The organism is Pseudomonas izuensis, from assembly GCF_002356535.2.
Taxonomy (GTDB): Bacteria; Pseudomonadota; Gammaproteobacteria; order Pseudomonadales; family Pseudomonadaceae; genus Aquipseudomonas; species Aquipseudomonas izuensis.
In genome coordinates, this window is sequence record NZ_AP017423.2 from 329,815 (window position 1) to 354,964 (window position 25,150).

The 25,150-nt window shown below is 59.6% G+C and carries 17 protein-coding genes and 1 pseudogene; 13 read left to right on the forward strand and 5 right to left on the reverse strand.

Going from position 1 to position 25,150, the window contains the following annotated elements:
- Nucleotides 1-176 precede the first annotated feature (176 nt).
- Nucleotides 177-1,583, reverse strand: coding sequence for a glutamate--ammonia ligase (glnA, locus tag LAB08_RS01540; protein ID WP_096513852.1), 1,407 nt, complete (start codon nucleotides 1,581-1,583; stop codon nucleotides 177-179).
- A gap of 328 nt (nucleotides 1,584-1,911) precedes the next feature.
- Between glnA and thiI the strand changes: the two genes are divergently transcribed.
- Both thiI and typA read left to right on the forward strand, forming a co-directional pair.
- A complete protein-coding gene (gene thiI / locus LAB08_RS01545; RefSeq protein WP_096513850.1) occupies nucleotides 1,912-3,366 on the forward strand; it encodes a tRNA uracil 4-sulfurtransferase ThiI in 1,455 nt (484 codons plus the stop codon).
- Between the two features lie 139 nt (nucleotides 3,367-3,505).
- Complete coding sequence (gene typA / locus LAB08_RS01550) at nucleotides 3,506-5,326, forward strand: translational GTPase TypA (RefSeq protein ID WP_096513849.1); 1,821 nt, start codon at nucleotides 3,506-3,508, stop codon at nucleotides 5,324-5,326.
- Nucleotides 5,327-5,544: 218 nt separating this feature from the next.
- Here typA and LAB08_RS01555 read toward each other — a convergent pair whose 3' ends face one another.
- Nucleotides 5,545-5,982: a YkgJ family cysteine cluster protein gene (locus LAB08_RS01555; protein ID WP_096513848.1), complete on the reverse strand. Its 438-nt coding sequence runs from the start codon at nucleotides 5,980-5,982 to the stop codon at nucleotides 5,545-5,547.
- Between the two features lie 257 nt (nucleotides 5,983-6,239).
- On the opposite strand from LAB08_RS01555, the gene LAB08_RS01560 reads away from it, so the two are divergent.
- The 5 genes from LAB08_RS01560 (at nucleotide 6,240) to LAB08_RS01580 (ending at nucleotide 15,398) form a co-directional block, all read left to right on the forward strand.
- Nucleotides 6,240-8,690, forward strand: coding sequence for a glycogen/starch/alpha-glucan phosphorylase (locus LAB08_RS01560; RefSeq protein WP_096513847.1), 2,451 nt, complete (start codon nucleotides 6,240-6,242; stop codon nucleotides 8,688-8,690).
- A gap of 283 nt (nucleotides 8,691-8,973) precedes the next feature.
- Nucleotides 8,974-12,174, forward strand: coding sequence for a DUF2339 domain-containing protein (locus LAB08_RS01565; RefSeq protein ID WP_096513846.1), 3,201 nt, complete (start codon nucleotides 8,974-8,976; stop codon nucleotides 12,172-12,174).
- A complete protein-coding gene (locus LAB08_RS01570; protein WP_096513845.1) occupies nucleotides 12,171-13,541 on the forward strand; it encodes a DUF3999 domain-containing protein in 1,371 nt (456 codons plus the stop codon). The genes LAB08_RS01565 and LAB08_RS01570 overlap by 4 nt, the downstream gene beginning before the upstream one ends.
- A 240-nt stretch (nucleotides 13,542-13,781) precedes the next feature.
- The gene (locus LAB08_RS01575; RefSeq protein WP_096513844.1) at nucleotides 13,782-14,792 is read left to right on the forward strand and encodes a class 1 fructose-bisphosphatase; all 1,011 of its coding nucleotides are present in this window, start codon (nucleotides 13,782-13,784) and stop codon (nucleotides 14,790-14,792) included.
- A gap of 3 nt (nucleotides 14,793-14,795) precedes the next feature.
- Nucleotides 14,796-15,398 (forward strand): DUF924 family protein, encoded by a 603-nt coding sequence (locus LAB08_RS01580; protein ID WP_096513843.1) that lies wholly within the window; start codon nucleotides 14,796-14,798, stop codon nucleotides 15,396-15,398.
- Nucleotides 15,399-15,531: 133 nt separating this feature from the next.
- Here the strand turns inward: LAB08_RS01580 and LAB08_RS30665 are convergent, their stop codons facing one another.
- Together LAB08_RS30665 and LAB08_RS30670 are read right to left on the reverse strand one after the other, a co-directional pair.
- The gene (locus LAB08_RS30665) at nucleotides 15,532-16,296 is read right to left on the reverse strand and encodes a methyl-accepting chemotaxis protein (protein WP_372237735.1); all 765 of its coding nucleotides are present in this window, start codon (nucleotides 16,294-16,296) and stop codon (nucleotides 15,532-15,534) included.
- Between the two features lie 93 nt (nucleotides 16,297-16,389).
- Nucleotides 16,390-17,424, reverse strand: a pseudogene (locus tag LAB08_RS30670) (HAMP domain-containing protein); the annotation flags it as partial.
- A gap of 282 nt (nucleotides 17,425-17,706) precedes the next feature.
- On the opposite strand from LAB08_RS30670, the gene LAB08_RS01590 reads away from it, so the two are divergent.
- Together LAB08_RS01590 and LAB08_RS01595 are read left to right on the forward strand one after the other, a co-directional pair.
- The gene (locus LAB08_RS01590; protein WP_096513841.1) at nucleotides 17,707-17,961 is read left to right on the forward strand and encodes an outer membrane protein assembly factor BamE; all 255 of its coding nucleotides are present in this window, start codon (nucleotides 17,707-17,709) and stop codon (nucleotides 17,959-17,961) included.
- Between the two features lie 31 nt (nucleotides 17,962-17,992).
- Nucleotides 17,993-18,562, forward strand: coding sequence for a lipocalin family protein (locus LAB08_RS01595; RefSeq protein WP_096513840.1), 570 nt, complete (start codon nucleotides 17,993-17,995; stop codon nucleotides 18,560-18,562).
- Nucleotides 18,563-18,669: 107 nt separating this feature from the next.
- Here LAB08_RS01595 and LAB08_RS01600 read toward each other — a convergent pair whose 3' ends face one another.
- On the reverse strand, nucleotides 18,670-20,034 hold the full coding sequence (locus tag LAB08_RS01600) for a formimidoylglutamate deiminase (RefSeq protein WP_096513839.1): 1,365 nt from the start codon (nucleotides 20,032-20,034) through the stop codon (nucleotides 18,670-18,672).
- A 146-nt stretch (nucleotides 20,035-20,180) separates the two neighbouring features.
- On the opposite strand from LAB08_RS01600, the gene hutC reads away from it, so the two are divergent.
- The 4 genes from hutC to LAB08_RS01620 all read left to right on the forward strand — a co-directional run bounded on the left by hutC (nucleotide 20,181) and on the right by LAB08_RS01620 (nucleotide 25,144).
- The gene (gene hutC / locus LAB08_RS01605; protein ID WP_170948611.1) at nucleotides 20,181-20,891 is read left to right on the forward strand and encodes a histidine utilization transcriptional repressor HutC; all 711 of its coding nucleotides are present in this window, start codon (nucleotides 20,181-20,183) and stop codon (nucleotides 20,889-20,891) included.
- Nucleotides 20,888-21,457: a HutD/Ves family protein gene (locus tag LAB08_RS01610; protein WP_096513838.1), complete on the forward strand. Its 570-nt coding sequence runs from the start codon at nucleotides 20,888-20,890 to the stop codon at nucleotides 21,455-21,457. Before hutC ends, LAB08_RS01610 begins: the two co-directional genes overlap by 4 nt.
- Nucleotides 21,458-21,905: 448 nt before the next feature.
- Nucleotides 21,906-23,588, forward strand: a complete 1,683-nt coding sequence (hutU, locus tag LAB08_RS01615; RefSeq protein WP_096513837.1) for a urocanate hydratase — start codon at nucleotides 21,906-21,908, stop codon at nucleotides 23,586-23,588.
- Nucleotides 23,589-23,674: 86 nt separating this feature from the next.
- Entirely contained in the window at nucleotides 23,675-25,144 is a 1,470-nt protein-coding gene (locus LAB08_RS01620; protein WP_096513836.1) for a purine-cytosine permease family protein, read from the forward strand.
- Nucleotides 25,145-25,150: the final 6 nt, after the last annotated feature.

Here is a 25,150-nt window from a genome sequence, read left to right on the forward strand (position 1 = left end):
AGCGAGCCTGCTCGCGAAGGTGTACTCACAGGCGACACCCGTTTTGAATGTGCTGGCCTCTTCGCGAGCAGGCTCGCTCCCACAGGGGGCTTCGGTGGTTGTTGAATCACGGGCACAAAAAAGGCCTCCCGAAGGAGGCCTCTTTTTGTCACGCCGCTTGCGCAGGCGCTACCGGATCAGCAGCTGTAGTACAGCTCGTATTCCAGTGGGTGTACGAAGGTACGTACCTTGATTTCTTCTTCGCTTTTCAGAGCGATGTAAGCGTCGATGAAGTCGTCGGAGAACACGCCGCCTTTGGTCAGGAACGCACGACCTTTGTCCAGCTCTTCCAGGGCTTCTTTCAGGCTGCCGCAAACTTGTGGGATCTCTTTCGCCTCTTCAGGCGGCAGGTCGTACAGGTTTTTGTCAGCAGCGTCGCCAGGGTGGATCTTGTTCTGGATGCCGTCCAGGCCAGCCATCAGCAGTGCTGCGAAGCACAGGTACGGGTTGGCAGCCGGATCCGGGAAGCGTGCTTCGATACGGCGGGCTTTCGGGCTCGACACGTAAGGAATACGGATCGAAGCGGAGCGGTTACGGGCCGAGTAGGCCAGCATTACTGGTGCTTCGAAGCCTGGAACCAGACGCTTGTAGGAGTTGGTCGCCGGGTTGGTGAAGCCGTTCAGGGCCTTACCGTGCTTGATGATGCCGCCGATGAAGTACAGGGCGGTATCGGACAGGCCGGCATAGCCTTCGCCTGCGAAGGTGTTCTTGCCTTCTTTCCAGATCGACATGTGTACGTGCATGCCCGAGCCGTTATCGCCGTACAGAGGCTTAGGCATGAAGGTAGCGGTACGGCCGTAGGCGTCGGCAACGTTGTGCACGACGTACTTCAGGGTCTGGGTTTCGTCGGCTTTCTTCACCAGGGTGTTGAACTTGACGCCGATTTCGTTCTGGCCGGCAGTTGCCACTTCGTGGTGGTGAACTTCAACGGTCAGGCCCATTTCTTCCAGTGCGTTGCACATGGAGGTACGGATTTCGTGGTCGTGGTCGAACGGCGGAACCGGGAAGTAGCCACCTTTGACGCCTGGACGGTGGCCTTTGTTGCCGCCTTCCACGTCCTGGTCGGACATCCACGAACCTTGTTCAGAGTAGATCTTGAACATGGAGCCGGAGATGTCGGACTTGAACTTCACCTGGTCGAAGATGAAGAACTCTGGCTCTGGACCGGCGAATACGGTGTCACCGATACCGGTGGCTTTCAGGTGCTCTTCGGCACGCTTGGCGATCGCACGTGGGTCGCGGTCGTAGCCTTGCATGCTCGAAGGTTCGATGATGTCGCAGACCAGGATCAGGGTCGGCTCTTCAGTGAACGGGTCCAGGACGGCAGTGGAGTCGTCCGGCATCAGGATCATGTCGGAGGCTTCGATGCCTTTCCAGCCAGCGATGGAGGAACCGTCGAACATTTTGCCGATTTCGAAGAAATCGTCATCCAGCGCGTCGCGAGCCGGCATGGTCACGTGGTGCTGAGTGCCTTTGGTGTCCGTGAAGCGCAGATCAATCCACTTGACGTCATGATCTTTGATGAGTTGAACCGACTTCGACATAGTGTCCTCCGGGTGGATTAGGGCTGGTAGTGGATGCCCTTAAATGTTTGTGATGCCGGCGCGAATACTCTGCCAAGGCAACCTGCCTCACAAGGGAGCAAATTGCATGCCAGTGCCCCAGCATGGGTTTTTTGCCCCAATTTCACGCTTATAGAGGTGCAAAGCGTCTTAAAGCCGAAAAACTCGCCCCTTAATGTAGCGTCGAAATCGAAAAATGACCTGTTTTGGTGCGTGCAAAACCTTCTGTACATTAACTGGTTAAACCTTGAGCAATTTCCGCTATAATCCGCGCCCCCCTTTTTCGGCAGGCCTCGCGCGCGCTGTTTCCATGAAATTAATCGTAAAAGTCTTCCCAGAGATCACCATCAAGAGCCGCCCGGTACGGATGCGTTTCATCCGCCAGTTGGCCAAGAACATCCGTGCCGTGCTCCGCGATCTGGACCCGGCTGTGGTGGTGAATGGTGTATGGGACAACCTCGAGCTGGAAACCCGCGTCAGCGATCCCAAGGCCCTGAAGGAGATGGGCGAGCGCCTGAGCTGCATGCCGGGCATCGCGCATTTTTTGCAAATCGACGAATACCCGCTGGGCGATTTCGACGACATCGTCGAGAAGTGCAAGCAGCACTACGGTGATGCACTGGCCGGGAAGATCTTCTCGGTGCGTTGCAAGCGCGCCGGCAAGCACCCATTCAGCTCGATCGATATCGAGAAATATGTCGGCAGCCAGTTGCGCCGTCAGTGCGGTGCCGCCGGGATTGACCTGAAAAAGCCTGAAATCGAAGTCCGCATCGAAGTTCGCGACCAACGGTTGTTCGTGATCCACAGCCAGCACAATGGCATCGGCGGTTATCCGCTGGGCGCGCTGGAGCAGACGCTGGTGCTGATGTCCGGCGGCTTTGACTCCACCGTTGCGGCCTACCAGATCATGCGTCGCGGCCTGATGGCGCACTTCTGCTTCTTCAACCTGGGCGGGCGTGCCCACGAACTGGGCGTCATGGAAGTCGCGCATTTCATCTGGAAGAAGTACGGCAGCTCGCAACGCGTGTTATTTGTCAGTGTGCCTTTCGAAGAAGTGCTGGGAGAAATTCTCGGCAAAGTCGATAACAGTCATATGGGCGTAGTATTGAAGCGTATGATGTTGCGCGCTTCCTCCCAGATTGCCGATCGACTGCACATCGAAGCGCTGGTGACCGGTGAGGCGATCTCCCAGGTGTCGAGCCAGACGTTGCCGAACCTGTCCGTGATCGACTGCGTGACCGACAAGCTGGTCTTGCGCCCGCTGATCGCCAGCCACAAGCAGGACATCATCGACACGGCCAACGAAATCGGCACTGCTGATTTCGCCCGGCACATGCCGGAGTACTGCGGGGTCATTTCGGTCAATCCGAAAACCGCTGCCAAGCGCTACCGCGTGGAGCACGAAGAGAAAGAATTCGACATGGCCGTCCTTGAGCGTGCGCTCGAGAACGCCAAGCTGGTGCCGATCGATCGCGTGATCGATGAATTGGGCCAGGACTTGCAGATTGAAGAAGTCAGCGACGCGCTGGCCGGTCAGATCGTCATCGACATCCGCCACCCGGATGCCGCCGAGGATGACCCGCTGGAGCTCGCTGGTATCGAGGTACAAACGATGCCGTTTTATGCACTGAACGCTCGTTTCAAGGAACTGGACCCTACTCGCCAGTACCTGCTGTATTGCGACAAAGGCGTGATGAGTCGCCTGCATGCCCACCATTTGCTCAGTGAGGGGCATGCCAATGTGCGCGTTTATCGACCGAGCTAAGTGCCCGGGGCTGTTTGCCTGTGGCCTGCGTCACCGGCCCCCCGATGCCACCGTCAAGCTGTAACGGCTTTCACGGACGCTACTGTTAATCGCTGCCAAGACTTGTCAGCACACCGAATCCTCTGATCGAGATACACAAGTGATCGAAAATCTACGCAACATCGCCATCATTGCCCACGTTGACCATGGTAAAACCACCCTGGTAGACAAACTCCTGCGTCAATCCGGCACCCTGGAGCGCAACGAGCTCAACGACGAGCGCGTGATGGACTCCAACGACCAGGAAAAAGAGCGCGGTATTACCATTCTGGCGAAAAACACCGCCATCAACTGGAACGGCTACCACATCAACATCGTGGACACCCCGGGCCACGCCGACTTCGGCGGCGAAGTTGAACGCGTAATGTCGATGGTCGACTCCGTTCTGCTGCTGGTTGACGCTCAAGACGGCCCTATGCCGCAAACCCGTTTCGTGACCAAGAAGGCGTTCGAAGCCGGCCTGCGTCCGATCGTGTGCATCAACAAGGTTGACCGTCCAGGCGCGCGTCCGGACTGGGTTCTGGACCAGATCTTCGACCTGTTCGACAACCTGGGTGCCACCGAAGAACAGCTGGACTTCAAAGTCGTCTACGCCTCGGCCCTGAACGGTATTGCCGGTCTGGACCACAACGAAATGGCTGACGACATGACCCCGCTGTACCAGTCGATCGTCGACAACGTACCGGCGCCGGCTGTTGACCGTGACGGTCCGTTCCAGATGCAGATTTCCGCACTGGACTACAACAGCTTCCTGGGTGTTATCGGCGTTGGCCGTATCGCTCGTGGTCGCGTCAAACCGAACACTCCGGTTGTTGCTATCAGCGCCGACGGCAAGAAGCGCAACGGTCGTATCCTGAAGCTGATGGGTCACCACGGTCTGCACCGTGTAGACGTTGAAGAAGCTGCAGCAGGCGACATCGTGTGCATCAGCGGTATGGACGAGCTGTTCATCTCCGACACCCTGTGCCAGCAGGACACCCCGGAGGCAATGAAGCCTCTGACCGTTGACGAGCCAACCGTTTCCATGACCTTCCAGGTAAACGACTCGCCTTTCTGCGGTAAAGAAGGCAAGTTCGTGACCTCCCGTAACATCAAGGAGCGTCTGGACAAAGAGCTGCTGTACAACGTTGCACTGCGCGTTGAAGAAGGCGACTCGGCTGACAAGTTCAAGGTTTCCGGCCGTGGTGAGCTGCACCTCTCGGTACTGATCGAAACCATGCGTCGCGAAGGCTTCGAAATGGCTGTAGGCCGTCCGGAAGTGATCATCCGTCTGGTTGACGGCGTGAAGCACGAACCGTACGAAAACGTCACCATCGACCTGCCGGAAGAATCCCAGGGCAAGGTGATGGAAGAGATGGGCCTGCGTAAGGGCGACCTGACCAACATGGTGCCGGATGGCAAGGGCCGTGTACGTCTGGAATACAACATCCCTGCTCGTGGTCTGATCGGTTTCCGTAACCAGTTCCTGACCCTGACCAACGGTGCTGGCATCCTGACCTCGATCTTCGACCGTTACGACGTGATGAAGTCCGGCGACATGTCCGGCCGTCAGAACGGCGTTCTGGTTTCGGTTGAAACCGGCAAGGCACTGACCTACTCCCTGGAAACCCTGCAGGCGCGTGGCAAGCTGTTCGTTGAACACGGTCAGGAAATCTACAACGGTCAGATCGTTGGTCTGAACAGCCGTGACAACGACCTGGGCGTTAACCCTACCAAGGGCAAGAAGCTCGACAACATGCGTGCTTCGGGTAAAGACGAAACCATCGCTCTGGTTCCACCTGTTCGCTTCACCCTGGAACAGGCTCTGGAATTCATCCAGGACGACGAGCTGTGTGAAGTGACGCCTAAGTCCATCCGTCTTCGCAAGAAGATCCTGGACGAAAGCGAGCGTACCCGCGCTGCCAAGAAAGCCAAGGCATAAGATTTAGCCAGGCTTAAAAAAACGCCCCCGGTCGAGAGACCGGGGGCGTTTTTGTTTGTCTGCGATTTGTGTGGTGTTTGTGCCGGCCCCTTCGCGAGCAGGCTCGCTCCCACATTGGATCTTCAGTGAACACCTGATTTGTGTACACCAGAGATCCCCTGTGGGAGCGAGCCTGCTCGCGAAGGCGGCCGATCAGTCGGCGCAGAAGTCAGGAGATATCAGAACCGCTCGATGGAGCGTGAATTGCGCTCACGCTCCACTTCCTTCGGCTTGTACGCACAATACCCCGGCCGCGGGCCGATTTTCGGGTGATTGCGGCAGGTGTCCGGGCGCTTTTCATAAATAGTGCACAGACGGCTCTTACGATCCAGGTAGTAGCAATCGTTGTTGCTCATGCGCTGGAGGGTGAAGATGCCCGATTTCTGGTTGAAGCGCTCGACCAACCCTTCTTTCTGCAGGCGCTTGGCGATGTTCTTCGGTGGATCGCCCAGCTCGAATTCGTCGACCACGCCGATACGGACCAGATCCTTGATCTTTACTTCCACCGGCAGCGTGCAGCAGCTGGAGATGCACGAGCCGCACATAGGGGCCGAATACTTGGCCCAGGTATCGAGACGGTCGATCTCGGCTGCGGCAATCAGGTTGGGCTTCATCATCGAGGGTTTTACCAAGCGTATGCATCAGGGCGCGCGATCATACCGGGACTGGTGGATTTTTGAACAACCTTTCGCCAGATTTTTTCTGCATCGCCCAACGAACCGCTAATCCGGCACGGCCCCTGCATTGATTGATGTAACCGACAATGAATTGCCGACCCGATTCGCATAACTGGAAAAACTGCCGAACCAGAGCCTCTACCGCCTGTCAGACCGTCTAGGCTCAGACAACTCCAAGCTCGCTCGAGGTCCTATCGATGACTCAAGAACCACTTGTTCGCGAAGCAGAGGTGGCCGCATTCCGCGACGCCGTCCTGACCAAACTCACCTATGCGGTGGGCAAAGACCCGGATCACGCTTTCGACCATGACTGGTTCGAAGCCATTGCGCTGGCCGCGCGTGATCACATGGTCGAGCACTGGATGGACCACACGCGGCAGATCTACCGCAAAGGTCAGAAGCGGGTTTATTACCTCTCCCTGGAATTCCTCATCGGCCGGCTGCTCTACGACAGCCTGAGTAACCTCGGCCTGCTTGATGTGGCGCGCGAGGCCATGACGGAGCTCGGTGTCGACATCGAGCGTATTCGCCTGCTGGAGCCCGACGCGGCGCTGGGTAATGGTGGTCTCGGTCGTCTGGCGGCCTGCTTTTTGGAAAGTATGTCGACCCTGGGTATCGCCGGTCACGGTTACGGGATTCGCTACGAACACGGGTTGTTCCGCCAGGCCATCGTCGACGGCTGGCAACAGGAACAGACCGAGCACTGGCTGGATTTCGGCAATCCCTGGGAGTTCGAGCGACCGGAGGTGGCTTACCGGATCTGCTTTGGCGGCAGTGTCGAGACCGTGACCGATGACGCCGGCAAGTCCAAGCAAGTCTGGCACCCGGCGGAAACCGTCAGGGCCATCGCCTATGACACGCCGGTGGTCGGTTGGCGCGGGGCGAGCGTGAATACGTTGCGTCTGTGGCGTGCGCGGGCCATGGAAGACTTGCATCTGGAACGTTTCAACGCGGGTGACCACCTGGGGGCGGTCGCCGAAGTGGCCCGGGCCGAAAGTATCTCGCGGGTTCTGTACCCGGCAGACAGCACAGAGGCCGGCCAGGAACTGCGCCTGCGCCAGGAATATTTCTTCGTCGCCGCATCCCTGCAGGACTTGCTGCGCCGCCATCGCAACATGCACACCTCGGTGCTGACCCTCGGCGACCACGCAGCGATCCAGCTCAACGACACCCACCCTTCGATTGCCGTGGCCGAGCTGATGCGTCAATTGGTCGACGTCTATGACGTGGCCTGGGACGCGGCGTGGCAGATCACAGTCGATACGCTGTCCTACACCAACCACACGCTGCTGCCCGAAGCGCTGGAAACCTGGCCGGTCGGCTTGATGGAGCGCATGTTGCCCCGGCACATGCAGATCATTTACCTGATCAACGCACAGCACATCGATTCGCTGCGGGCCAAAGGCATCCATGACTTCGACGTGCTGCGCGCGGTGTCGCTGATCGAGGAGGACAATGGCCGTCGTGTGCGCATGGGGAACCTGGCGTTCCTCGGTTCCCACAGCGTCAACGGCGTGTCCGGATTGCATACGCAACTGATGCGCAAAACGGTGTTCTCCGAACTCCACAAGCTCTACCCGGAACGTATCAACAACAAGACCAACGGCATCACCTTCCGCCGCTGGCTGTACCAGGCCAACTCCGAGCTGACTTCAATGTTGGTCGATGCCCTCGGCCCGGAAGTGCTGGATAACCCGGAGGAACGCTTGCTCGCCCTGGAGCCCTTCGCCGAGAAGACTGCGTTCCGCAAGGCGTTCTCGGAACAGCGGCTGCACAGCAAAAAAGCCTTGGCACACATTATTCACGAACGACTGGGAGTGGCAGTTAACCCAGCGGCCATGTTCGACGTGCAGGTCAAACGGATCCACGAATACAAACGCCAGTTGCTCAACCTGATGCACACCGTGGCGTTGTACCAGGCGATCCGCGCCGAGCCGGAAATCGACTGGGTGCCGCGGGTGAAAATCTTTGCCGGCAAGGCAGCGGCCAGTTATCACCAGGCCAAATTGATCATCAAACTGACCAACGACATCGCCCGGGTGGTGAATAACGACCCGACCGTGCGCGGCCTGCTCAAAGTGGTGTTCCTGCCCAATTACAACGTCAGCCTGGCGGAGAGCATCATTCCGGCGGCGGATTTGTCCGAACAGATTTCAACCGCCGGCTTCGAAGCGTCAGGGACCAGTAACATGAAGTTCGGTCTCAACGGTGCGTTGACCATCGGTACGCTGGACGGTGCCAACGTGGAAATGTGCGAGCGCATCGGCGCCGAGCACATGTTCATCTTTGGTCTCAGCGCCCAGCAGGTTGAAGCACGCAAGCAGAACCACGAGTTCAACGCGGTGCCGGACATCGCTGCATCCCATCGGCTCAATGACGTGCTGCAGGCGATTCGCAGCGGGGTGTTCTCGCCGGATGATCCGTCACGTTACACCGGGCTGATCGATTCACTGGTGGACTACGACCGCTTCCTGGTTTGTGCCGACTTCGATTCCTACTGGAACGCGCAGATGCGGGTCGAGGCCCATTGGCATGATTCCAAGGAATGGTGGCGTTCAGCGGTGTTGAACACGGCGCGGATGGGGTGGTTCTCGTCAGACAGGACGATTCGCGAGTACGCCACGGATATCTGGAAGGCGTTGGGCTGACGATTAGCAACAATTGCGAACAAGGCCCAGCGTTTGTTGGGCCTGGTCGATATACTAAGCGGCAACTTGATCCTTGTGGGAGCGGGCTTGCTCGCGAAGGCAGTGTGTCAGACAGCATCCATGTCGACTGACACTCCCTCTTCGCGAGCAAGCCCGCTCCCACATTGGATTTGTGAAGCAGGAACTATCTGTTTTCACACTGGATTCCGGGCGTCTGGTCACTAGACTCAAGTCAGACGCTATAAGGACTCGCCCCGCCATGGGGCGCTTAGGGATATCGACCATGCAATGGATGTTCATGCTGATTGGCCTGGTGCTGGGCTGGATACTCGATGAGTCGTTCAGCGATGCGCTGCTGGGTGCGCTGCTCGGTCTGGCGATTGGCCAGGCCATTCGCATCGGCCGGTTGGCATCGCAGGCCGGTGAGCAACACCGTCTGCTGGAGCAGGCGCAGGTGGCGCTGCAGGGGGTCGAGCAACGGTTGGCGCTTCTGGAAACGTCGGGCGTCACCGTTCCTGAAGCCAGTGAACCTGTTGTCAGCGAAACCGTGGTAGTTCCGGACGCTGTTGTCGCGCAACCCTCTGTCGAACCCGCAGAGTTGATCTGGGAACTCCCGCCCGAACTCGACTCCGCCGCCGAAACCCGCCGTCCGCTCCCCATCGATCCCTGGAAACCGCAGCCGGTTGCTCGCGAACCCGCCATCCCACTTGGTCCGAATGTCTTCGAGCGTGCCATCAGCGCTGCCCGCGCGTGGCTGTTTGGCGGTAACACTGTATTGCGGGTCGGCGTGGTGTTGTTGTTTCTTGGCCTGGCCTTCCTGCTGCGCTACGCCACCGAAGGCATGGTGGTGCCGATTGAGTTGCGATACGCCGGTGTCGCGGCGGCGGCGCTGGGGCTACTCGGGCTGGGTTGGTGGTTGCGGGCACGAAACAACAACTACGCCTTGATACTGCAAGGCGCCGGGGTCGCCGTGTTGTACCTGACGGTGTTTGCAGCGATGCGCCTGCATCCGTTGCTCGACCCTTCGGCAGCGTTTGGCATTCTGGTGGCGATCACAGTGTTCTCGGCGATTCTCGCCGTGACCCAGGATGCCATCGGGTTGGCGGCCGCTGCCGCATTGGGTGGATTCGCCGCACCGATACTCGCCTCCACTGGCAGCGGCAGTCACGTCGCACTGTTCAGTTACTTCGCCCTGCTCAACGCCGGCATCCTGGCCATTGCCTGGTTCAAGGCGTGGCGCTTGCTGAATGTCATCGGCTTTGTCGGCACCTTCGGCATCGGCTTCGCCTGGGGCTTGCGTTCCTATGCACCGGAGCTGCTGTGGAGCACCGAACCGTTCCTGATCCTGTTCTTCCTGATGTACCTGGCCATCGGCCTGCTGTTCTCCCGGCGCAAGCTGCTGGAGACGAGCAATGCGCCCGAGGGTGACAGCCGCGAAGCGCTGTTGCGCTGGTCGGCGCGCCAAGGTGATTACGTCGACGGCACGCTGCTGTTCGGTCCGCCGTTGGCGGGTTTCGGGTTGCAGTTCGCCCTGGTGCAGCATCTGGAGTTCGCTGCTGCGTTCAGTGCCTTGGCGCTGGGCATGATCTACATGGGGCTGGCCCGTTTGCTGATGGGTGGCCGCGCAATGCTGCTGGGGGAAACCTGCCTGGCCTTGGGGGTGATTTTCACCAGCCTGGCGATCCCGCTGGGACTGGATGCGCGCTGGACGACCGCCGCATGGGCAGTGGAAGGCGCAGGGATTTTCTGGCTCGGCCTGCGGCAGCAACGGCCATTGGCCCGGGCCTTTGCGCTGTTGCTGCAACTGGGTTCGGCGCTGGCGTTTCTCAGCGAGCTGCGCAGCGGCGAGGGCAGCCTGCTGAACGGGACTTCGTTGGGCGCGCTGATGCTGGGTGTCGCACTGTTGTTCAGTTTCTACCAATTGCACAAAGCGTTGCCTGAGCAAACCAAACCGTGGGAGCGCCGAGGCATCCCGGTTTTGGCCTGTCTGGGCCTGGCGTTCCTCTATTTGCTGGCACCCCTGTTTTTCTTTAGCCACGGCACGGTGATCAGTTGGGCCTTGGCCGGGATGGTGACGTTGTTAGTCAGCCTGCGTCTCGAGTCGCGGGCCGTGTTGTTCTGCGCCCTTGCCGTGCAATTGTTGGGTGGCGCGTTGTTCCTCGCATCGTGGCCGCTGTCCAGTGAAGCGCTGCGACCATTGGCCCATGGCGCGTTCTGGGCACCGCTGATGCTGGGGCTGACTGCGTTGGTGGGCGCCTGGCGTTTGCAAATCGGCAATCCTGCCTCGGGGTTTGGCCGTTTGAGTGTGCAGCATTTGTCCTGGATGTCGCTGGTGTGGGGTGCGGTCTGGTGGGCGCTGGCGTGGGCCAGTGAAGTGCTGCGCTTTGCGCCGTTGCCGCTGCAAGCGACGCTGCTGCTGGTTGTCGCGGCCGTGAGTGTTGCGCTGTGGACAGTATTGGCGCTGCGTTTGAAATGGTCGTCGCTGGGGTTGCTGTGCACGGTGCTGATACCCGCTGGCGCACTGGTGTTGCTGGGGGCCTGGCATTCGCGTTATCACCCGGCCGCCCAATTTGGCTGGCTGGTCTGGCCGGCGCTGTTCGGGGTGCATTTCGTCTCCCTGCGGCGCCTGGCGTCGATGTTGCCGACGCTGGCATTGAGTGTTGCTCATGTACTTGGCTGCTGGCTGTTGATCGGGGTGCTGGCCCTGGAGTTGCGTTACGGCTTGTTGCAGTTGTCCGAGCAATACAACGCCTGGCGTTGGTTGGGCTGGGCCATTCTGCCAAGCCTGTATCTGGTGCTGATGGCCGCACCCCGCGCCTGGCCGTGGCCGGTGTCGTCTTGTGCCCGCGAATACCGCGTGTACGCCGCTGCGCCTCTGGCGTTGTTGATGCTCGTCTGGTTCTGGTTGGCGAATGCCTTCAGTAACGGCGCCGCCGAACCGTTGCCTTACGTGCCGCTGGTCAACCCCCTGGAATTGGGGCTGATGTTTGCGTTGTTCGGTGTCTATGTCTGGTCTCGCAGTGCCGTGACCCAGCTTGGGGTGGGCAGGGAATTTGCAGCTAAAGCCATACCAGCGATCACGGGTGTTTCGCTGTTCGCGTTCTTCACGGCATTGGTCATGCGCACGGCGCACCAGTGGAGTGGTGTGCCGTTTGAGCTCGATCCGCTACTTGAATCCATGCGGGTGCAGGCTGGCCTGTCTATCGTCTGGACCTTGATGGCCCTGAGTCTGATGATCGGTGGTCATCTGCGTGGCCGTCGCGAGGTCTGGTTGATAGGTGCCGCGCTGATCGGCGTGGTCGTGGCCAAACTGTTCTTTGTCGAATTAAGCAACCGTGGTGGGCTGGCGCGGATCGTGTCGTTTATTGGCGTTGGCGTGTTGTTGCTGGTGGTGGGTTATTTTGCCCCGTTGCCGCCCAAACGCATCGAGGTTGTGCCGGACCCTGAGACACCGGCCCCGAAAACCGAAGGAGTGTCGTCTTGAATCAGAAGCTGAACCTGGGCTGGTTGGGCGCTGTTGCGATGGGCATGGCGCTGGCAGTCGGCGCTCAGGAAAAACCGGCGGATTTCACCACGCAGGTACCGTTGTCGGTGAGCGGCGAAGGCCCCTGGTATCGCCTTGAGTTGCCCCTGGCGGTGCAACTGAATGCGCGGCAGACCGACCTCAGCGATGTTCGCGTGTTCAACGCTGTCGGCGATGTGCAGGCCTACGCGCTGGCCCGGGAGAGCGCCCGGATCGACGAAAATCGCACGCTGACCGACGTCAAATGGTTTCCGCTGTACAACTCGGTGGACGACACCGAGCGCGCTCCGAGCATACGGGTGCAATCGAGCGCCAATGGCACGTTGGTTGAAGTTCAGCCATCCACTCAGCTGGAAGTGGGCGAAGAAGAGTTGCGTGGCTGGCTGCTCGACGCCAGCGGTATCAAGGCGCCATTGCAGCAGCTGGTTCTCGACTGGACCAGTGAACGTGACGGGTTCCAGCGGTTCAGCATCGAGGCCAGCGACGATTTGCAGCATTGGCAGCCCTGGGGCGAAGGGCAAGTGGCGCGGTTGACCTTGGCTGACGAACGGGTCGAGCAACATGAAGTCGGCCTGCCGGGGCAGACGGCGCGTTATCTGCGACTGCTGTGGAACACACCGCAGGCGGCGCCGATCCTGACATCGGCGCAACTGCAAAGCGCCAGCCCCCGCAGCCTGCCGCTGCCGTTAGTCTGGTCGCAAGCGTTGGCGGGTAGCACCGTGAAGGCTGGTGAGTACATCTGGCAATTGCCGATGGGGCTGAATGTCGAGCGCGTTCAAGTCACGTTGGACCAGCCCAACAGCCTGGCACCCGTAGACTTGTCCGGGCGCCGGGAAAGCAGCCTGCCGTGGCAACCGTTGAGCAGTGGATTGCTGTATCGCCTGACCCAGAACGGCCAGGACGTGGTGCAGAACGAGTTACAGCTCTCGGGACAAACCGTGCAGCAGCTTAAGTTAACCGTGGACGAACGTGGCGGTGGCCTGGGGGCGCAGGCACCCACGCTGAAATTTGCCGTGCGCGCCACGCAACTGGTGTTTCTGGCGCGGGGGCCAGGGCCATATACGCTGGTGCTGGGCAATGCGACGGTCAAGGCGGCAAGCCTGCCATTGTCGACGCTGATCCCGGATTACAGCCCGGCGAAACTGGCGACGTTGGGCAAGGCTTCGGTCGGTGGCGGGGCGATGGTGACCCCGGTTGTTGCGCCGGTACCGGCGCAGGTTGGCACTGACTGGAAGAAGTTTGGCCTGTGGGCGGTGTTGCTGCTCGGTGTGCTGTTCCTGGCGGCGATGGCGTTCAATTTGCTGCGCAAGCCACCGGTCAAACCCTGAAAACAGGGCGCTTCGCGCCCAATCGCGAGCAGGCTCGCTCCCACATTGGAATGCATAATCCTGTGGGAGCGAGCCTGCTCGCGAAAGCGGACTATCAGTCGGTAAAAAAACCCATTTCGAACTACGCTCATCCCCGCGCATGAACTCTCTTCGACCGATCACGTCTGATAGGAGGAAATGCGCACCGACTCGCGCTAAACTGCGCGGGTTTTTAGCCCCCCCATTTCTCCGGAGCCTTCCATGTCCCGCGTTACCTTGAGTCGCTATTTGATTGAGCAGACCCGCAGCAACAACACTCCTGCCGATCTGCGCTTCCTGATCGAAGTGGTGGCGCGTGCTTGCAAGGAGATCAGCCACGCCGTTTCCAAAGGCGCCCTGGGCGGTGTTCTGGGCAGCATGGGTACTGAAAACGTTCAGGGCGAAGTGCAGAAGAAGCTCGACGTACTCTCTAACGAAATCCTGCTTGAAGCCAACGAATGGGGCGGTCACCTGGCCGGCATGGCGTCCGAAGAAATGGACAATGCCTACCAGATCCCGGGCAAATACCCGAAAGGCGCCTACCTGCTGGTATTCGACCCGCTGGACGGTTCGTCGAACATCGATATCAACGCCCCGGTCGGCACTATCTTCTCGGTGCTGCGCTGCCCGAACGAACACCTGAGCCAGAACGAAGCGCTGAATGAAAAAGCCTTCCTGCAGCCAGGCACCCAGCAGGTTGCCGCCGGTTATGCCATCTATGGCCCTCAGACCATGCTGGTGCTGACCCTGGGCGACGGTGTCAAAGGCTTCACCCTGGACCGTGAAATGGGCAGCTTCGTACTGACCCACGAAGACATCACCATTCCTGAATCCACCCAGGAATTCGCGATCAACGCCTCCAACCAGCGTCACTGGGAGGCACCGGTACAGCGTTACGTCAGCGAACTGCTGGCAGGCGACGCAGGCCCGCTGAAAAAGAACTACAACATGCGCTGGGTTGCGGCGATGGTCGCGGACGTGCACCGCATCCTGACCCGTGGTGGCCTGTTCATGTACCCACGCGACAGCCGCGAGCCGTCCAAGCCGGGCAAGCTGCGCCTGATGTACGAAGCCAACCCGATGTCGTTCCTCGTCGAACAAGCGGGCGGCGCGTCCACCGACGGCCACCAGCGCATCCTCGACATCCAGCCTGAAGGTCTGCACCAGCGCGTAGCGGTGTTCCTCGGCTCGAAAGAAGAAGTTGCACGCGTCACGGCTTACCACAAGGAGTAAACCATGAACCCGCCCTGGCAGCCGTTGCTCGAATGGTGGTTCGGAAATGCCGAATCAGCAAAAGAAGTGGCGGCGCAGAAGGGCAGGTTATGGTTCGGCAAGCGTGACAGCCAGGACCTCGAAGCGCGTGAGCGCTTCGGGGGCCAGGTCGAGCAAGCACTGGCCGGCGGTTTGACCGAGTGGGCGCAATGTCCCGAAGGTTGGCTGGCCCTGGTGCTGTTACTCGATCAACTGCCGCGCATGCTCTTTCGCGATACCCCCAAAGCCTTTTCCGGTGACACCAGGGCCCAGGCACTGGTTGCTCAAGGCATTGCCGCGGATTTCGATCGGCAACTGCAGCCGATCGAGCGGGTGTTCATCCTGCTGGTGTTCGAGCACTGCGAAAACCTCGAAGTGCAAAACGAATGCATCTCTCGCTACATCGAACTGCTGGAGCAGCAGCCGGAAAGTGACAGGGCGCTGTTTGCCGATTATCTGGACTATGCCGAGAAGCATCAGAAGGTGATCGCGCAGTTTGGGCGGTTTCCGCATCGCAATGCGGTGTTGGGGCGGGAGAGTACGGCGCAGGAGCTGGAGTTTCTTTCGAAGCCAGGGTCTCGCTTCTAGTTTTTTGTTCTTGCTGATGTCGCCTTCGCGGGCAAGCCCGCTCCCACAGTGATTGTTGTCGTACACGGATTCTATGTATGACTAAAAACCCTGTGGGAGCTGGCTTGCCAGCGAAGAGGCCGGCGACCGCGCTCTAGATTCGGAAACTACCCACCAGATGCTTCAACCGCGCCGCCTGCTGCTCAAGGTCGGCACACGCGCGCAAGGTTGATTGCAGGTTCTCCACGCCTTCCTGGTTCAGGGTGTTGATCTCGGTAATGTCGACGTTGATCGATTCCACCACGGCCGTCTGTTCTTCCGTCGCCGTCGCCACGGATTGGTTCATGCCGTCGATTTCGCTGATGCGCTGGGTCACGCTGCCCAGGCGTTCACCGGCCTGGTTGGCGATACCGACGCTGCTTTCACTGTGACGCTGGCTCTCGGTCATGGTGCCCACGGCTTCGCGGGCGCCGATTTGCAGCTCCTCAATCATCTTCTGCACTTGCTGCGCCGAATCCTGGGTGCGGTGAGCGAGGTTGCGCACTTCATCGGCAACCACCGCAAACCCGCGCCCGGCTTCACCTGCACGCGCGGCTTCGATGGCGGCGTTGAGGGCCAGCAGGTTGGTCTGCTGGGAGATGCTGGTGATCACTTCCAGAATCTGCCCGATGTTGACGGTGTTGCTGTTGAGCGTTTCGATATTGCCGCACGAGTCGCTGATCTTCGCCGATAGCTGGTGCATCGCCGAGATGGTGTTATCCACCACCTGTTGACCCTCTTCGGCCAGGGCGCGGGCATCGCTCGAATGCTGGGAGGCGAGGGCGGCGTTCTGGGCGATTTCCTGGGCGGCGGCACCGAGCTGGTTGATGGCCGCGGCGACGCTACTGGTGCGTGAGGCTTGCTGGTCGGAGTTGAACATCGACGAGTTGGACGCCGCCACTACACGCAGCGCCACTTCGTTGACCTGACCGGTGGCCGAGGACACCTCGCGAATCGAGGTGTGAATGCGTTCTACGAAACGGTTGAATGACAGCCCCAGTGCACCGAATTCGTCGTGACCGTGAATGGTCAGGCGTTTGGTCAGGTCGCCTTCGCCTTCGGCAATGTCGTGCATGGCACGACCCATGGTCAGCAATGGCTGCATCAGGAAACTGATCAGCATGCCCAGCAGGGCGATGATGATCACCACCGCAATGACCATGGCAATGATCGCCGAGGTGCGGAATTCGCTGAGCATCGAGAAGGCGGTGTCCTGGTCCAGCACCAGTGCCACATACCAATCCGCCGACGGCACGCCATTGACGTGGGTGAAGGAAATGAACTGGCGTTTGCCGTCGATCTCGACTTCCTTCATGCCCGGGCTGACTTTGGGTGCACCGTTGGGGTAGGCGTCGGTCAGGTTCTTGAGCACCAGTTTGCTGTCGGGGTGGATCAGGATCTTGCCATCGGCGCCTACAATGAAGGCATGGCCGTGACCACCGAAATTCAGCGAGTTGATGATCGCGCTGACGCTGGACAGGTCAATGTCGGCGCCGGAAACGCCGATCATCTGGCCCTGTTGCTTCACTGGCGTGGCGACAGTGATCACCAGTTTGCCGGAGGAAGCAGCGATGTACGGTTCCGTGACGATGGTCTGCTGCGCGCTGTTGGCCGCCTTGTACCAGCCACGGGCGCGCGGGTCATAGTCCGCCGCGCGGTTGCCCGCCGGGACCGAAAACATCACGCCATCGGTGCCGCCGAAGTAGCTCAGCTGGAAGTTGCCGGTATAGGCGGGCAGGTCGATGGCGCGTTTCAGGCTGGCCGGGGCGCTGCCATCCACAGCGATCTGCTGGGACAGTGATTGCAGCAACTGGATGCGGCTTTCCAGCCAGGTCTGAATGTTGCTGGTGGTCAGGCTGCCCAGTTCCTGCATCGAGGCTTCGGTGCTGCTACGCAACGTCTCGCGCTGGCGATAGTCGTTGAACAGGATGAAACAAGCGAATGCGACAACCACCACGAGGGCGGCAGCCAACAGGATTTTGTGGCTGAACTTCATGTTTCTGGTCATTAAGTGAGCTACCGCGAAAAGGCGTGTCGACAAAAGGGGGGCAATGCCACGGAATAGAGCATTGCGCTGCCTTTTATTTCGACTGAATGGCGCCAAAGATTAGGCGTTTTTGACGAAACCCGACGAAATGTCCAATAGCCTTACAAAGTGGTTGATTATTAGCGGGAAGGCAGACGAGCGGCCCTATAAATACCCTGCCATCCAGGGAACCAGAAACGGGTTTGCTCTTCTAAGGTTCTGCTTGGCAGCCATGCCAATCCCCTTCGCCCCTGGAGTTACACCATGTCGCTGCGATCCATCGCCTTGCTTTCGTTCTGCGTGTTGTTGGCTGCGTGCAGCAAGATCAATCAGGAAAACTACTCGAAACTCTCTTCCGGCATGACCAAGACCGAGGTTGAAACCTTGCTGGGCAAACCGGCCGACTGTTCGGGTGCGCTCGGCATGTCCAGTTGCACCTGGGGCGACAAGAACAGCTTTATCAGCGTGCAGTATGCCGGTGACAAAGTGCTGATGTTTTCCGGCCAAGGCCTGAAGTAAACCGGGGCCACGCGCCCACGGGAGAAAAACAATGAAGCGGTTATTGATGATGCTTTTTGCCAGCCTGGTATTGGCTGGCTGTGCCACTTCTGGCCAGGATCCGTTGGCGCCCAAAACCGTCAACAGCGTCAACCTCAAGCGCTACCAGGGTACCTGGTACGAGTTGGCCCGTATGCCAATGTACTTCCAGCGCGATTGCGCGCAATCCGAAGCTCATTACACACTCAAGCCCGATGGCAACGTGGCGGTATTGAACCGTTGCCTGACGCCGCAGTGGGAGTGGGAAGAGGTCAAGGGCACGGCTTATCCACAGGTGCCGGGTAAGTCCGATAAGTTGTGGGTGGAGTTCGACACCTGGTTCTCCCGGCTGATTCCGGGTACGGCGAAAGGCGAATACTGGGTGTTGTACGTCAGCGATGACTACAAGACTGCTATCGTCGGCGACCCGAGCCGTCGGTACCTGTGGTTGCTGTCACGCACCCCGACCGTCAACGGTGTCGTGCGTGAAGAATTGCTGAGCAAGGCGCGTCAGCAGGGCTATGACACCACGCGGCTGATCTGGCGGGCGTCGGATACGCAGATGGCCAAGACCTCGAATTGATTGCAAAAATCCCTGTAGGAGCGAGCCTGCTCGCGATGGTGTGTCAGACACATTTATGTCACTGATACTCCATCGCGAGCAGGCTCGCTCCTACAGTTGTTTTTGTGTCAGCCTAAAAGTTCGCGCAGGACCTGGGTGAAAGCCCGGTTGCTTTCTTCCTCGCCAGCATGCCGTCCGTCACGCACGACCCACTGGCCATTGACCAGAACATCGCGCACCTGACGATCACCACCGGCAAACAACCACCGGTTCAGGATCCCGTCACCGCTCGCCGTCGCCAGATACGGATCATTGCCATCCAGCACCAGCCAGTCCGCACGCTTGCCAACCTCCAGCGCACCAATCGGCTGACCCAGCGCCTGGGCTCCGCCATCCAGCGCCGCGTCGAACAAGGTACGGCCGACCATTGGCTGATCCGCACCATACAAGCGATTGCGCCGTTGATCGCGCAGACGTTGGCCGTACTCCAGCCAACGCAGTTCCTCCACCACGCTCAATGACACATGGCTGTCGGAACCGATGCCCATGCGTCCACCCTGGGCCAGGAAGTCCACCGCCGGGAAAATCCCGTCGCCGAGGTTGGCCTCGGTGGTCAGGCACAGGCCGGCGATGGCGCGACTCTTGGCCATCAGCGTGACTTCTTCCGGGTTGGCGTGGGTGGCGTGGACCAGGCACCAGCGCTGGTCGACCTCGGTGTTTTCATACAGCCATTGCAGCGGGCGGCGGCCGCTCCAGGTCAGGCAGTCGTCGACTTCCTTCTGTTGTTCGGCGATGTGAATGTGCACGGGGCATTGCTTGTCGCTGGCCGCCAGCACTTCGCTGATCTGCTGCGGTGTTACCGCGCGCAGCGAGTGGAAGCACAGGCCCAGCGACTGGGCCTTCTGCTGAGCGAGCAGGGGTTGCAGGCGCGATTGCAGCTTCAGGTAGTTCTCGGTGCTGTTGATAAAGCGACGTTGACCGTCGTTCGGGGTCTGGCCGCCGAAACCGGAGTGGCTGTAGAGCACTGGCAGCAGGGTCAGGCCGATACCAGCGGCGCTGGCGGCCTGGCTGATGCGCAAGGCCAGTTCGGCCGGGTCGGCGTAGGGTTGGCCATTACTGTCGTGGTGTACGTAATGAAATTCCGCCACCGAGGTGTAACCGGCCTTGAGCATTTCGATGTACAGCTGACGGGCGATGACGCCCAGTTGTTCCGGGCTGATTTTTCCGACGAGGCGATACATCAAGTCGCGCCAGGTCCAGAAACTGTCGTTCGGATTGCCCGCCACTTCTGCCAGCCCGGCCATGGCCCGCTGGAAGGCGTGGGAGTGCAGATTCGGCATGCCCGGCAGTAGCGGGCCGCTCAACCGCTCGGCGCCATCTGCATGGGAATCGGCCTGGATATGGGTCAATACGCCATCGGCGCTGACCTCAAGACGTACATTGTTGGCCCATCCACTAGGCAGCAGCGCGCGTTCGGCAAAGAAGGCGGACATGGTTCAGCACCCCATCGTGTGTTATTTGTATATACATATACAGACGTTTGCCTGCCCGGTAAACTCCGGCAAGCTAGCAACATCACCTAAACGACCAAGGATTAACCGTGCCGACTCCGCCTCCAGTCTCTCCGTTGGCCGCGAACATGGGCGACAGTCCGGCGCCCTTGTACGCCCGCGTCAAACAAATGATCACCCAGCAAATCGACAGTGGAAACTGGCCGCCGCACTACCGCGTTCCGTCGGAAAGCGAGCTGGTCAGCCAGTTGGGTTTCAGCCGCATGACCATCAACCGCGCCCTGCGCGAGATGACCGCCGATGGTCTGTTGGTGCGCATGCAGGGCGTCGGCACCTTCGTCGCCGAGCCGAAAAGCCAGTCAGCGCTGTTTGAAGTGCACAACATCGCCGACGAAATCGCCTCCCGTGGTCATCGCCACACGTGCAAGGTCATCACCCTCGAAGAAGAGGCCGCGGGCTCCGAGCGCGCCCTGGCCCTGGACATGCGTGAAGGACAGAAGGTGTTCCACTCGCTGATCGTGCATTTCGAAAACGATATTCCGGTGCAAATCGAAGACCGTTTCGTCAACGCCCTGGTGGCGCCGGAATACCTCAAGCAGGATTTCACCCTGCAAACCCCTTACGCCTATCTGAACCAGGTCGCGCCGTTGACCGAAGGCGAGCACGTGGTTGAGGCCATCCTGGCCGAGCCCTCCGAATGCAAGTTGCTGCAGATTGAAAAGGGCGAGCCGTGCCTGCTGATTCGCCGGCGTACCTGGTCCGGTCGCCAGCCCGTGACCGCCGCCCGTTTGATCCATCCCGGTTCCCGTCATCGTCTGGAAGGTCGGTTTCATAAATGATTGATACAAAGGTTTTACGCGCAGTTGATTACCCGCGCATGCCGTGGAAGAACGGCGGCGGCAGCACTGAAGAAATCACCCGTGACTCCGGTACCGGCCTGGATGGTTTCGGCTGGCGTCTGTCGATTGCCGACATCGGTGAGTCGGGTGGCTTTTCCACCTTCGCCGGTTACGAGCGGATCATCACCGTGCTGCAGGGCGATGGCATGACCTTGTCCGTGGATGGACAGGTTACGCGGCCATTGTTACCCATCGATCCGTTTGCCTTCAGCGGTGAAAGCCAGGTGTCCTGCACCTTGCTGGGTGGGCCGATCCGCGATTTCAACCTGATCTACGCGCCACAGCGTTACAGCGCACGGCTGCAATGGTTGAGCGGTGAGCAGCGGTTTTTCAGCGAGGCCGGGACTGTGCTGGTGTTCAGTGTCAGCGATGCGCTTGAGGTGAAGGTCGGTAACAGTGCTTCACAACTGGGTCGCCATGATTGCCTGCAACTTGTCGGTAACACTGGCCTGCTGGAAGTCACCAGCAATGCCGCCTGCTGCGTGATCGAACTGACTGCACACTGATCCAAAACTCAAACGACATTATCGCGGGCAAGCCCGCTCCCACAGGTCCTATGAAGATCCTGTGGGAGCGGGCTTGCCCGCGATGCTTTTTGTCACTGCAAATCCGTTTCCCTCCGCGCACCACTTTGTTACCGAACGCCCCAGTGTGGCGCAAAACTACGCTCAAGTAACAACCCGCCCATCCTCCAAAAAATCCCCTCGAAATAATTCATCTACGCTGGAACCCTTGATTCAGGCGCTCTGCAGCCCTTCAACGATTTTTCTTGAATGCCCATCCAACAAGTTGGCCGCTTGATTGCATATGCTTGTATGTACAAGTAAAGACGTATGCGTATGAGTCACGAGGACTCAACCATCGTCCACTGATTCGCCGGTGTGCACTGATGCCCATTGGCTTGCTCGCCCACTGCCTGGGTTGGTTTGGATTGATTGCTGAGGAGTTCTTTTCGTGACTGACAATAAACCTACTAAGTTTCGTGACGTTGAAATCCGTGCTGCCCGCGGTAACAAGCTGACCGCCAAGAGCTGGCTGACCGAAGCGCCGCTGCGCATGCTGATGAACAACCTCGACCCTGAAGTCGCCGAGAACCCAAAGGAGCTGGTGGTTTACGGTGGTATCGGTCGTGCGGCACGTAACTGGGAATGCTACGACAAGATCGTTGAAAGCCTGACCAACCTGAACGACGACGAGACCCTGCTGGTGCAATCCGGCAAGCCGGTCGGCGTGTTCAAGACCCACGCCAACGCCCCGCGCGTGCTGATCGCCAACTCCAACCTGGTACCACACTGGGCAAGCTGGGAACACTTCAACGAACTCGACGCCAAAGGCCTGGCCATGTACGGCCAGATGACCGCGGGCAGCTGGATCTACATCGGCAGCCAGGGCATCGTCCAGGGCACCTACGAAACCTTCGTCGAAGCCGGTCGCCAACACTACAACGATGACCTGAAAGGCAAGTGGGTACTGACCGCTGGCCTGGGCGGCATGGGTGGCGCCCAGCCTCTGGCTGCAACCCTGGCCGGCGCTTGCTCGCTGAACATCGAATGCCAGCAGGTCAGCATCGATTTCCGCCTGAAAAGCCGCTATGTCGATGAGCAGGCCAAAGACCTCGACGACGCTCTGGCTCGCATCGCCAAGTACACCAAAGAAGGCAAAGCGATCTCCATCGCGCTGCTGGGCAACGCGGCTGAAATCCTGCCGGAACTGGTCAAGCGCGGCGTACGCCCGGACATGGTTACCGACCAGACCAGCGCCCACGACCCGCTCAACGGCTACCTGCCTGCTGGCTGGACCTGGGACCAGTACCGCGCTCGCGCCAAGACCGAACCTGCCGCTGTAATCAAGGCCGCCAAGCAATCGATGGCCGTGCACGTTAAAGCGATGTTGGACTTCCAGAAAATGGGCGTGCCGACCTTCGACTACGGCAACAACATCCGTCAGATGGCGCAAGAAGAAGGCGTGGAAAACGCATTCGACTTCCCAGGCTTCGTACCGGCTTACATCCGTCCACTGTTCTGCCGTGGCATCGGCCCGTTCCGTTGGGCTGCACTGTCGGGTAACGCAGAAGACATCTACAAGACCGACGCCAAGGTCAAGGAACTGATCCCGGACGACGCTCACCTGCACAACTGGCTGGACATGGCGCGCGAGCGCATCAGCTTCCAGGGTCTGCCGGCACGTATCTGCTGGGTTGGCCTGGGTCTGCGCGCCAAGCTGGGCCTGGCGTTCAACGAAATGGTCCGTAGCGGCGAGCTGTCTGCACCTATCGTGATCGGTCGCGACCACCTGGACTCCGGTTCGGTATCGAGCCCGAACCGCGAAACCGAATCGATGCAGGACGGTTCCGATGCCGTGTCCGACTGGCCACTGCTCAACGCCCTGCTCAATACCGCGAGCGGCGCGACCTGGGTCTCCCTGCACCACGGCGGCGGCGTCGGCATGGGCTTCTCCCAGCACTCGGGCATGGTGATTGTCTGCGACGGTACTGACGAAGCGGCCGAGCGTATCGCTCGCGTGCTGCACAACGACCCGGCGACCGGCGTTATGCGTCACGCCGATGCGGGTTACCAGATCGCGATCGACTGCGCCAAGGAACAAGGGCTGAACCTGCCGATGATTACCGGCAAATAAAAAAACCTGTGGGAGCTGGCAAGCCCGCTCCCACAGGGACCGAGTGACCCGATAGAACAATTAAAACAATCCACAGAGGTTGAACCATGGCTGCTGACAGCGAGCGTGCAGGCAACAAACCGTTGATCGAGAAACGCTCGATCGACTACATCCCGGAAGCGGAAAGACACGGTCGTCTGTTTAGCCAGTTCACCCTGTGGATGGGTGCCAACCTGCAAATCACCGCGATTGTCACCGGGGCTTTGGCCGTGGTGCTGGGCGGTGACGTGTTCTGGTCGTTGATCGGCCTGTTGATCGGTCAACTGCTCGGCGGCGGCGTCATGGCGTTGCATGCCGCGCAAGGACCCAAACTCGGCCTGCCGCAGATGATCTCCAGCCGGGTCCAGTTCGGCGTCTATGGTGCGGCCATCCCGATCGTGCTGGTCTGCCTGATGTACCTGGGCTTCACCGCAACGGGTACCGTGCTGTCCGGCCAGGCGCTGGGCCAGTTGTTTGGCGTCAGCGACACCGTCGGCATCCTCCTTTTCGCCAGTGTCATCGTGCTGGTCACGGTGCTTGGTTATCGGGTGATCCATTGGATCGGTCGTGTTGCCAGTGTCATTGGCGTGATTGCCTTTGTTTATCTGTTCAGCCGTCTGATGAGCCAAGTTGACGTTGGCGCACTCCTGCAAATCCGTCACTTCAGCTGGAGCAGCTTCCTGCTCGCGGTGTCGCTCGCGGCATCCTGGCAGATCGCCTTCGGCCCTTATGTGGCTGACTATTCGCGTTACCTGCCGAGCAAGACGTCCTCGGTGAAAACCTTTTTCGCCGCTGGCGCGGGTTCGGTCATTGGCGCCCAGGTGGCGATGATCCTCGGCGTGTTTGCCGCCGCTTCGGCCAACGGGCAATTCGCCGGTCACGAAGTGGCCTACATCGTGGGTCTGGGCGGTACGGGTGCCACCGCGGCGCTGCTGTACTTCAGCATCGCGTTCGGCAAGGTCACCATCTCCACACTGAACTCCTACGGCAGCTTCATGTGCATTGCGACCATCATCAGCGGTTTCCGTGGTGAACTGAAGGTCACGCGCTTGCAGCGTCTGGTCTTCGTGCTGGTCATCGTCGGTGCTGCGACCCTGATGGCTTTGCTTGGCCAGCACTCGTTCCTCGGTGCGTTCAAGTCCTTCATCCTGTTCCTGCTGGCGTTCTTTACGCCATGGAGCGCGATCAACCTGGTGGACTACTACTGCATCACTCGCGAGCGTTATGACGTGCCGGCGCTGGCCGATCCGAACGGTCGCTACGGCCGCTGGAACATCCTCGGTATCAGCGTCTATGTGTTCGGTGTGCTGGTGCAGCTGCCGTTCATTTCCACCAAGTTCTATACCGGTCCGCTGGTGGCCGCTCTGGGTGATGTGGATATTTCCTGGATCATCGGCCTGGTGATTCCCGCAGCGCTTTATTACGTGTGTGCGAAAAAATGGCACGGCACAGTGCCCGATCAACTGATCCTGCCGGTCGAGCAGGACGTGGTCACCGAACAAAAGCTAAGTGTCGGTCGCGCTGCGGCGCAGGCCTGATTGGAC